This is a genomic window from Acinetobacter sp. YH12049 (assembly GCF_013419875.1).
Classification (GTDB): domain Bacteria; phylum Pseudomonadota; class Gammaproteobacteria; order Pseudomonadales; family Moraxellaceae; genus Acinetobacter; species Acinetobacter amyesii.
Map to the genome: position 1 here is coordinate 43788 of NZ_VOZH01000026.1, position 9883 is coordinate 53670.

At 43.5% G+C, this 9883-nt stretch carries 11 protein-coding genes; 6 read left to right on the forward strand and 5 right to left on the reverse strand.

Annotated elements, in window-relative coordinates; translation table 11 throughout:
- The first annotated feature begins 42 nt into the window (after positions 1-42).
- The 4 genes from FTU05_RS12270 to FTU05_RS12285 are packed head-to-tail and all read left to right on the forward strand — an operon-like array spanning position 43 to position 2468.
- Entirely contained in the window at positions 43-570 is a 528-nt protein-coding gene (locus tag FTU05_RS12270; RefSeq protein WP_168379469.1) for a M23 family metallopeptidase, read from the forward strand.
- Positions 571-585: 15 nt separating this feature from the next.
- Complete coding sequence (locus FTU05_RS12275; protein ID WP_078191630.1) at positions 586-831, forward strand: hypothetical protein; 246 nt, start codon at positions 586-588, stop codon at positions 829-831.
- A 20-nt stretch (positions 832-851) separates the two neighbouring features.
- Positions 852-1421, forward strand: a complete 570-nt coding sequence (locus FTU05_RS12280; protein WP_180065156.1) for a DNA-3-methyladenine glycosylase I — start codon at positions 852-854, stop codon at positions 1419-1421.
- Between the two features lie 24 nt (positions 1422-1445).
- Positions 1446-2468 (forward strand): NAD(P)-dependent alcohol dehydrogenase, encoded by a 1023-nt coding sequence (locus FTU05_RS12285; protein ID WP_180022938.1) that lies wholly within the window; start codon positions 1446-1448, stop codon positions 2466-2468.
- A gap of 71 nt (positions 2469-2539) precedes the next feature.
- Here the strand turns inward: FTU05_RS12285 and FTU05_RS12290 are convergent, their stop codons facing one another.
- Positions 2540-3976, reverse strand: a complete 1437-nt coding sequence (locus tag FTU05_RS12290) for a PLP-dependent aminotransferase family protein (RefSeq protein ID WP_180026210.1) — start codon at positions 3974-3976, stop codon at positions 2540-2542.
- Positions 3977-4083: 107 nt separating this feature from the next.
- Here FTU05_RS12290 and FTU05_RS12295 point away from each other — a divergent pair, with 107 nt between their 5' ends.
- The gene (locus tag FTU05_RS12295; protein WP_257222632.1) at positions 4084-4512 is read left to right on the forward strand and encodes a hypothetical protein; all 429 of its coding nucleotides are present in this window, start codon (positions 4084-4086) and stop codon (positions 4510-4512) included.
- A gap of 32 nt (positions 4513-4544) precedes the next feature.
- On the opposite strand, the gene FTU05_RS12300 is transcribed toward FTU05_RS12295, so the two are convergent.
- Together FTU05_RS12300 and dapB are read right to left on the reverse strand one after the other, a co-directional pair.
- On the reverse strand, positions 4545-5189 hold the full coding sequence (locus FTU05_RS12300; RefSeq protein WP_180026211.1) for an START domain-containing protein: 645 nt from the start codon (positions 5187-5189) through the stop codon (positions 4545-4547).
- Between the two features lie 58 nt (positions 5190-5247).
- Positions 5248-6069, reverse strand: coding sequence for a 4-hydroxy-tetrahydrodipicolinate reductase (dapB, locus tag FTU05_RS12305; RefSeq protein WP_078194102.1), 822 nt, complete (start codon positions 6067-6069; stop codon positions 5248-5250).
- Between the two features lie 198 nt (positions 6070-6267).
- On the opposite strand from dapB, the gene FTU05_RS12310 reads away from it, so the two are divergent.
- Complete coding sequence (locus FTU05_RS12310) at positions 6268-7911, forward strand: PglL family O-oligosaccharyltransferase (protein ID WP_180165504.1); 1644 nt, start codon at positions 6268-6270, stop codon at positions 7909-7911.
- An 84-nt stretch (positions 7912-7995) separates the two neighbouring features.
- On the opposite strand, the gene dnaJ is transcribed toward FTU05_RS12310, so the two are convergent.
- Both dnaJ and FTU05_RS12320 read right to left on the reverse strand, forming a co-directional pair.
- On the reverse strand, positions 7996-9114 hold the full coding sequence (dnaJ, locus tag FTU05_RS12315) for a molecular chaperone DnaJ (RefSeq protein WP_180026213.1): 1119 nt from the start codon (positions 9112-9114) through the stop codon (positions 7996-7998).
- A gap of 106 nt (positions 9115-9220) precedes the next feature.
- On the reverse strand, positions 9221-9598 hold the full coding sequence (locus tag FTU05_RS12320) for a hypothetical protein (RefSeq protein WP_180165506.1): 378 nt from the start codon (positions 9596-9598) through the stop codon (positions 9221-9223).
- Positions 9599-9883: the final 285 nt, after the last annotated feature.

A 9883-nucleotide genomic window follows, 5' to 3' on the forward strand; every position in this document is an offset into this window, starting at 1 on the left:
GGGACAAACGTGACTCAAGGATTTTTTCAGCTTCGCAAAGGGTTGTTCGGCGGTATTGGTTTTATTTTGCTTTTACTCAGCGCCTGTACGTCGACTCCACCCAAACCATCAGGCAGTACATTGCCTGCTCATGAAGTGAAAAAATTACAAAACATGCGTTTATCCAATCAATTGCCTGTTCCTGTTCATCAAGTCAAACGAAGTGCGCTCAAGGATACTTGGGGCGCAGCGCGTAGCCAAGGACGAAGCCACGAAGGTATTGATATTATTGTTCCACGTGGAACAAAAGTCCTCAGTGCTACAGAAGGTTTAGTTGCTGACTTACGTAATAACAATTTGGGTGGTAAAGTGATATGGATTATGGGACCCGCAGGTTCTTGGCATTATTATGCGCATCTTGATGGTCATAAACGTGGCTTAAATGTCGGCGACTATGTCAAAAAAGGTGATGTCATTGGCTATGTAGGTAATACTGGCAATGCTCGACATACTGCACCACATTTGCATTATGGCATTTACTTGGGTGGTAAAGGTCGCAATGCCGTTAACCCCTATCCGTATTTACGTTAATTTTAGGAAACATACATGTCAGAAGCGTTGATCAATCGTCTGGTGGAATTTGCAGAATCTGGTAATCAACAAAAAATCAGCCTCAATGGACAGTCTTATCAGGGCTGGATCATGGAGATCACTGAAGAAGCATTACTCATCAGCACCGGCTATGCAGACAAATCAGGTAAAGATGTATGGATTCAATTTGCCGATCTCGATCAAGCGGAACTGTTGTATTGGGACAATAAAAACGATCAATGGACAGTCTTTAAAATTTAAGTCAAAAAGGAGCATTCAACATGACAATACAACGCTGTGCTTGGTGCTCCGAAGATCCTTTGTATATTGCCTACCACGACACTGAGTGGGCTAAACCTAGTTTTGATGAGCAGCATCTCTTTGAAATGCTGTGTCTTGAAGGACAACAAGCGGGGCTGTCTTGGATCACTGTACTGAAAAAGCGGGCTTGTTATCAGCAGCATTTTTTTCAATATCCCATTGCCGAAATTGCAGCGTTGAGTGACCTACAATTACAAGAAAAATTACAAGATTCAGGTTTGATTCGCCATATCGGCAAACTCACTGCCATTCGAGATAATGCAAAAGCATGGCAACAGTTAAAAGCCCAAGGGATTCATCCTGTGGAATTTCTTTGGAATTTTGTCGAAGGACACATTGCCAATAATGATGTAGTTGAATATCGCAGCGCCCCTGCACAAACCGCTCAAAGTCAGGCCATGTCCAAAGCATTAAAAAAGAATGGTTTTAAATTTGTCGGCCCAACGACTTGCTATGCTCTGATGCAAGCCATTGGCATGGTCAATGATCATGAAAATCACTGTGACTTTAAATACACGCACGAAGAATGACCTCAAAACATAAAGGATAGAATAATGAGTGACAATACAATCCACGCCTATGCAGCAATGAACAGTGGTGAAGCCCTTGTTCCCTACCAATTTGATGCAGGTGAATTACAAGCCCATCAGGTTGAAGTCAAAGTCGAGTATTGCGGTCTTTGTCACTCAGATATTTCTATTATCCAAAATGATTGGAAATCTTCGGTTTATCCTGTGGTCCCAGGGCATGAAGTGATTGGAACCATTACCCAACTCGGCAGCGAAGCCAAAGGACTGAAAATCGGACAACGTGTGGGCATAGGCTGGACAGCAGAAAGTTGTCAACACTGTGACCCATGTATCGATGGTCGCCAAGTGCAATGTACTGGAACCAAGACAGCGACAATCGTCGGTCATGCAGGTGGCTTTGCCGACAAAGTCCGTGCTGGCTGGCAATGGGTTATTCCGCTTCCAGATGATCTTGATCCAACCAGTGCTGGTCCTCTGCTCTGCGGCGGGATTACGGTATTTGATCCCATTTTACAGCACCAAATTCAGGCCATTCACCATGTTGCCGTGATCGGCATTGGTGGTTTAGGTCATATGGCGATTAAACTGCTCAAAGCTTGGGGCTGTGAAATTACCGCATTCAGCTCAAACTTAGATAAAACCGATGAACTTAAAGCTATGGGGGCTGACCATGTGGTGAATAGTCGTGATCTTGCCGCGATTAAAGCACAACGTGGTAAGTTCAATTTAATTTTAAGCACGGTCAATGTGACGTTGGATTGGCAAGCCTATCTTTCAACTTTGGCACCGAATGGAAGCGTTCACATGCTCGGCCTAGCACTTGAGCCGATGCAAATCCCCGCAGGTATGCTGATCAGTGGTGCTAAATCTGTCACTGGCTCATCAACAGGCTCTCCTGCAGCACTGCGTGAATTACTTCGATTCGCCGCACGTCAAAATATTGCACCTCAAATTGAAATGTATCCAATGTCTCAGGTGAATGAAGCGATTGAACGTTTGCATTCAGGAAACGTGCGTTATCGTATCGTGTTGAAAGCTGATTTTTAACGGCAAAAATCTAAGCCCAAAAAGCCTGCTGCATGCAGGCTTTTTTTTGTATGCTTTATGGACTCATTAATCTAGATGACATTTGTGTTTCTGCATTCCTTACGCACCCAATCTGCAAGCAACAAAATGGCCTGCTGAATATCTACAGACAACTCATGCCCGGCATTTAGACGAATACAGTTGTTATAACGATTGTCCTCACCAAAAATTAAACCTGGCACAATGTTGATGCCATGTTTTTGCGCATGGTAATACAGCGCCAAACTGTCTATTTGTTCAGGCATCTGCAACCACAGTGCATAACTGCCTTGAGGCCGATTTAGACGGATATCAACCCCTTGAAAAGCATCGTAAATATACTGACGATACTGCTCGACTTGCCCCATTAATTTAGGACGCAATTCAGCAAGATGTTGGCGATAAGCACGACTAAAAATCAAATCTGCAAGTCCTAACTGCAAAGGCGTATTCACCGAATCATTTTGCAAAAGTAATTTGGGACGCAAATGTTGCAAATGTGGTGGAAGACAAAACCACCCCACCCGATAAGAAGGCGACAAAGATTTTGAAATCGACGCACAATAGATCACATAGCCCGCCCGATCCCAATATTTGATAGGCAATGGTCGCTTTGCATTGAAACTACACTCCGCATAAATATCATCTTCAATCACATAACATTGATATTTTTCAGCCAGTTGTGCAATTCGTTCCTTATCTTCATTACTTAAACAAAAACCCAAAGGATTTTGAAAATTTGCAGTCAATAAGCATACTTTCGCGCCTGAATCCCGCATCGCCTGCTCTAAACGATCTAAATCAAAACCTTCCGTATTGGCAGGAATTTCAACAATTTTCCGCTTTAATAAAGCCAATAATTGCAATTGCCCGTTATAGTTCGGCGTCGGAACAATGACACTCTCCCCTTCCGCACTCAGATTTTGCAACATCACTGACAAAGCAGGCATACAACCATTGCTGATGTAAATATCATCCTTAGGCATGTAAAAACCATCTTCAGCCCAATGTGCCGACAAAGCTTCACGCAATTGTGGATGACCTTGCCGATTGTTATATAAAAAATCTTCTGGTTTACAATGCTTTAATGCCCTTTGGATTGAACGTCTGATTGCTTCAACAGGAACAAAATTGGGGGACAACTGAATTGAACCCAAATGAATCAGGCGACTATTTGCAGATGCTTCATGGATCTGAATTTGCAATTCTAAATTCGAAATTTCACGAGGTTGGGAATCAAAATCAGGATGATTCGGCACGGCAATTTGCTGGGCTTTCTGTGAGGATTGCACAAAATAACCAGACTTTTCTTTGACATAAATGAGGCCTTTGGCTTCAAGTAATTCATAGCAGCGTTTCGCGGTATTTAAACTGATCTGATGCTGCTGTGAAAATTGACGTAGCGCATACAGTCGCTGCCCTGCGGCCAATTCACCACTATAAATTTTCTGTGCCAACTGCTGCGCAAGCTGCTGATATTGAAAAGCCATCTGTACCCTTTTTTTAATCATTCTTGTATCTGTACCCATTAAGTTAACAGATTTAAGCTGATGGCATCAGGTTGATATCTCAAAAATAACGATAGGGGGACAATTAAATGAATGACTTCACACAGCTTCGAGCGGGTCTAATCATCATCAGCACACTCACGCTTATGGCGTGCCAACCCGAACAGCACACTCAAGCTCAAAGCCAGCAAAATTTTATCTGTAAATCTTTAATTCAAGGTTTTTTGAGTGCCCAAAAACTGACGCAATATGAACTTGAGCAGATCCAACCGATCACTAGCGGCGGGTTACATCAGCAGCTATATATTTATAAATCCAAATCTGAAAACGGCATGAATATCATGCCGCAGCAAGCCAAACTTCGCTTTGCCTGTGAACAAATGACCGCGCGGCAATTTCAAATCAAGCTACATCCGCATCAATTTCCAGAACAGACCTTACTCAGTATCGAACTTCCAGAAGCACAGCACATGCAGCAGTTGACTGCTTTTCGCCTGCCTGAGATGCAAAGTCATTGATCGTTCATATTGAACTGAATCATTACTGCTGCTTATTTTAAAATTTCGGGAAATGCCGTTGCAGTTTTGCTTTTACCCAACTGCACTTTCATTTTTTGTAGCATTTGATAAGGCTGTTGCTGCACAAACATATTCACGAAACTGAGCGGAATGGAACCTTCCGGATTGGCGTAGCCATAGGTCGAAACTTTGACCTTTTGATTGCCTAAACGCTGGAAGGTCCAATCGCCCTCATAGTCGGTTAGGCGTACATAATTGGGATTGATCGGATAACCTTTTTTCACCGCTTTATTTTGGATGCTAATAATGCCCTGTGCATCTTTACGCATTTTGCCTTGTACCACCAAATCACGGTCTTTTAAGGGAAAAGGAAAATCCAACACCATATATAAACTGAATTCACCTTTCTGGTCATCGCGGGATAAGACTTTGACACTGCCCATATAAGGGACCCAATTCACTGCATTTTCCACATCTAAAATCAGGGTAACCGCTTTTTCGATGGGCACATCAAAACTGGTTTCAGCTTTGTATTGAAAGACAGGATTTTGAGCATTTTGGTAGGTCCAAACTTTAATATTATTTTTATTAATCGTGAGTTTGGCATTATCCATAGTTTTCGCTTGTACTGCCGCAGTGAATGCGACAGCACAGGCCATAAAGATGACTTTTTTCATTCCATTGATCGTCTTATTTTAATTTTATGCTGTTGTTATAACGGATTTTAACGCACTTTTATACGTCAATATCGTTAAAACCCAGTACGTCTTTCATATCGTACTTACGTGCTTCACGACCGACTACCCATGCAGCTGCACGTACTGCACCAGAGGCAAAGTTCATACGGTTGGTCGCTTTATGGGTAATTTCAACTCGTTCGCCATCCGCAATAAACATCGCAGTATGTTCACCGACAATGTCACCACCACGAATCGTTTGGAAGCCAATGGTTTGACGTTCACGTGGACCCGTATGACCTTCACGGCAATACACAGCATCTTGTTTTAAGTCACGTCCTAAAGCACCGGCAATGGCTTCGCCCCACATTAGCGCTGTACCTGATGGTGCATCAACTTTATGGCGATGATGGGCTTCAATCACTTCAATATCTACAGTATCGCCAAATACTTTTGATGCCAATTCAAGAAGTTTGATTGAAACGTTTACGCCGACAGAATAGTTCGCTGCATAGACCACTGGGGTTTCTGTTGCTGTTTCATCGAGATAAGCTTTTTGCTCATCATTCATACCTGTGGTACCAATGACAATCGCAACGCCTGCTTCACGGCAAAGTTTAAGATGCTGTGCCGTTGCTGCAGGTGCAGTAAAATCGATCACGACATCACAATCTTTTAAAACCTCAGCAAGGTTACCGACAACCTTTACGCCAACCGCGCCAATCCCTGCAAGTTCACCAGCATCCGCACCGACCAAGCTACTTTCAGGACGTTCTACCGCAGCAGCCAATTGATAGCCAGCTTGCTGAACCGCTTGAATTAAGATGCGTCCCATACGACCGCCTGCGCCCAAGATACCAATACGTGGAGCTGCTGACATAACATTTTCCTAATGTTGATTCGAAATTGGTCTTACTATATCAAAACTCCATGCGCAGGCTAAGTTACAAACAAAAAAATCCTGCATTTTCTGGAGTCATTGTGCAAATCAACTTCTACGACAGACGCTGACTATTCCCTCACCAAGTTTAGGCATTTTCACGGTATGATAGGCGCGTTCTATTGATCTTGAATATTCATGAAAACCCTATTGTATCTTTGTGCGGCAGTCTGTATTGCACTGGCATGGCTGATTCCGATTCATTACCGACCTTGGGCCACGTATACCGGTGAGCTTTATACCTTCTTTGCCCTGTTTGCTTTAGCGGCAACGTTCTTTAAAGAAAAGCTCATGGTGGCAAAAATTTCCTTGCCCCTGTTGCTCTTAGCGCTGATCCCCTTCATCCAACTGGCTTTTGGGCAGGTATATTATTTTAGTATCGCCTTGCTCTGTATGCTGTTTGTGTTCAGCTTCTGGCTGTGTATCAATCTAGGTTTTAGTCTCTCGCAAGGTACAGAAAAACGCGAAAAAACATTCCTATACCTAAGCTATACCTTTGTTGCTTCTGGGGTTATGACAGGGCTCATCGCAATATGTCAGTGGTTAGATTTCGACTCGTTTCTTCCTTTTGTGATGAAAATTAGTGGAACTACGCGCCCATTTGCAAACTTTGCTCAGCCAAATAACATGGCCACGTTTCTGCTCATGTCCTTGTTAGCCTGCTTATATGTTTATGAACAGCAAAAAGTTAAAACCCGCTATTTGGTCGCTTGTGCAATTCCTATTTTAATTGGGGTCGCGCTCAGCCAATCTCGCACCTCTTGGGTGGCAAGTATCTGTGTCCTAGTCTATTTGGCTTATGCACAGTACAAAGATTATATCCGTCTTCGCTGGTTTTACAGCTTGGCCTGGTTTATGGGCTTTGTGGCACTGATTGTATTGATGCCAAAATTAAGTCAAATCATGAGCCAAATATCCGACATGAATATTCAAGAAAGTCGTGACGTAGCCGAACGTGCTAGTGGAGATATGTCTCGTTTAGCCATTTGGCAACAAATGGCGCATGCCGTAGCTGCACAGCCTTGGTTTGGCTATGGTTGGCATCAAACCAGTAGCGCGTTTGTCTCGATCTCGGACACGGTACAAGGGCCTGTATGGATTCGTAGCTCACACAATTTTATTTTGGATTTCTTATTGTGGAATGGCGCCATTATTGGTGTGCCGTTCTTGGCCTATTTCGCCTATTGGGGCATCCAATTACAAAAGTTAGCTAAGTCTGCATTATCTGTCATTGGCCTATTGATGGTCGGTGTCTTCGTTATTCATGCCATGCTAGAATTTCCGCAAAACTACGCATATTTCTTACTGCCTGCGGGTTTTATTATCGGGATTCTTCAAGCAGCGAAGCCACAGACGGCTACTTTGAGCCTGTCTCCGTGGTTTATCCGCATTGTTTTCGTGATTGGCGCCGTGCTGATTACGGTGATTTATCGTGATTATGCCAATGCAGCAATTCAGCTGGGTCAGGCATCAAAATATGAAAAAACGCCGGAGAAAATCACCAACCATGCGCCGATCTATTTACTCACAGAATTTAGACATCGGGTGGCGATTATTCGTTTAAATCCATATTCCATCGTTTCTGAACAAATCATTCAGGATACTGAAAAATTGGTTCGCAGCTATCCAGCGAAATACCACATCATTAAATATGCACGTTTATTGGCATTTAATGGTCGTGAGGCTGAAGCACGTCATCAGCTACAGCGTCTTAAAAATATCTATAGGCTCGACATGAGCTATGAGAGTTTATTACCGCCTACAGCACAGCCGAAACCTTAAAACGCTCAATAAAAAAGCCTGCAATTATGCAGGCTTTTTTATACCTGAGTTCACATCACAGCGAACTCAAGCAAATCATTTCAATTAATCAAACAAACGGTCGAAGAATGATTTTTTCTTCGGAGATGATTTATTGTCATCGCCATCCATCGTGTCTTGTAACTCTTTCAACAATTCACGTTGACGAGCCGTTAAGTTCACAGGCGTTTCCACCACGATACGGCAGAGTAAGTCACCGGTCATGCTGGTACGTACAGGCTTCACACCTTTACCACGTAAGCGGAACAATTTACCAGTTTGAGTCCCTTCAGGTACTTTCAAGCTCACACGACCATCGAGTGTCGGAATTTGAATTTCTTTACCCAATGCAGCATCTGCAATGCTTACAGGCACATCCATATATAGGTCAGCGCCATCACGTTGGAAGATTTCGTGTTCACGTACCACCACTTCTACATATAAGTCGCCTGCTTGGCCATCACGGATCGCCTCGCCTTTGCCACTTAAACGTACGCGGTCGCCATTGTCCACACCTGCAGGAATGGTCACCTCTAAAGTTTGCTGACGGTCAGAAACCCCTGAACCATGACATTTATTACATGGGTTCTTAATGATTTTACCTTGACCACGACAGGTGCTACAGGTTTGCTGCACAGAGAAGAAGCCCTGTTGCATACGCACTTGACCGGCACCATGACAGGTTTTACAGGTTTCAACGTCATTCGGATTTTTAGATCCTTTACCATCACAGGCATCACATGGCGCTGGCGCAGTAAAGGTAATGGTTTTTTTCACGCCCTTCACAGCTTCCTCAAGGGTAAGCTCCATGACATAGCGTAAGTCTGAACCACGGCGTGCGCGTTGCTGACCACCACGGCCACCACCGCCAAATGCGCCACCGAAAATGTCGCCAAACTGACTAAAGATATCTTCTGCGCCAAATCCGCCACCGAAGCCACCGCCGCCGCCCATGCCGCCTTCAAAAGCTTGATGTCCCATACGGTCATACATACTACGTTTTTCGCTGTCCGATAAAACTTCATATGCTTCTGCAGCTTCTTTGAATTTTTCTTCAGCTTCTGGGTTATCTGGATTACGGTCAGGGTGATACTTCATCGCCAACTTACGGTAGGCTTTTTTAATTTCATCATCACTTGCGGTTTTAGATACACCTAAAACCTCATAATAATCACGTTTAGCCATGTCTGGCGATGCTCCTCACGGAATTTAATTTAATACTTAACTGTGGTCTGAAATTGGGGAATCAAACCATTTTTTCAAGGGGTAGGCAGGAAAAAAATAAATCGACTTAGAAGACGGCCTTATTTTTAACGAATTTGGATAGACCTTGGATCCATGCATTTAATAGATACAAAAAGGCAATCGCAGCAAAGACCACACCAATTACCGTGCATGCAGTCACCCAAAGATAGGTGTCCCAATAATAGAAAAATAAAGGAATAAACCACAGTGCGGCAAAAATGGCCATCATGGAATAAATCACGACGGTGCGCATGACCCAAAGCGCTTGGGCTTGTAGCCAAACTTCTGTAGAATCGATTTGAGTCACTTTGCGTGCAAAACCGTAGGCAAATACACCACTAATCAGGGTAAATAAAGCGAAAAACATGAAGACATAAGAAATCGCAATATAACGGCGATACTTAGCTAAACTCTCTGCTGTCATCTGTGATTCAACCCCGTACACCACAATATGCCGCGCTGCACTTGTGGTAGTTTTACTTTTTAAAAATGTCTTTGTAGATCAGGTGCTACTATAGAGAAAAATTCAATATTTCGCACCCAATATTATGACACTTTTAAGGATTCTGCTGAGTTTTTTTCACTTTGACATACTCCCACCACCAAGCTAAGAGCTATGGTGGGGGAATCTTTGCGACCCATGCAATCTTAGAGATTGCACCTTTCGATACCGCACTGCGCTGACAGTATGGCGGTACAGGAACTCTTT

Excerpts from the sequence above, each read along its gene's own strand:
- FTU05_RS12275 (WP_078191630.1), top strand. The coding sequence starts at position 586 with ATGTCAGAAGCGTTGATCAATCGTCTGGTGGAATTTGCAGAATCTGGT.
- FTU05_RS12280 (WP_180065156.1), top strand. The coding sequence starts at position 852 with ATGACAATACAACGCTGTGCTTGGTGCTCCGAAGATCCTTTGTATATT.
- FTU05_RS12285 (WP_180022938.1), top strand. The coding sequence starts at position 1,446 with ATGAGTGACAATACAATCCACGCCTATGCAGCAATGAACAGTGGTGAA.
- FTU05_RS12290 (WP_180026210.1), bottom strand. The coding sequence starts at position 3,976 with ATGGCTTTTCAATATCAGCAGCTTGCGCAGCAGTTGGCACAGAAAATT.
- FTU05_RS12295 (WP_257222632.1), top strand. The coding sequence starts at position 4,084 with ATGAATGACTTCACACAGCTTCGAGCGGGTCTAATCATCATCAGCACA.
- FTU05_RS12300 (WP_180026211.1), bottom strand. The coding sequence starts at position 5,189 with ATGAAAAAAGTCATCTTTATGGCCTGTGCTGTCGCATTCACTGCGGCA.
- dapB (WP_078194102.1), bottom strand. The coding sequence starts at position 6,069 with ATGTCAGCAGCTCCACGTATTGGTATCTTGGGCGCAGGCGGTCGTATG.
- FTU05_RS12310 (WP_180165504.1), top strand. The coding sequence starts at position 6,268 with ATGAAAACCCTATTGTATCTTTGTGCGGCAGTCTGTATTGCACTGGCA.
- dnaJ (WP_180026213.1), bottom strand. The coding sequence starts at position 9,114 with ATGGCTAAACGTGATTATTATGAGGTTTTAGGTGTATCTAAAACCGCA.
- FTU05_RS12320 (WP_180165506.1), bottom strand. The coding sequence starts at position 9,598 with ATGACAGCAGAGAGTTTAGCTAAGTATCGCCGTTATATTGCGATTTCT.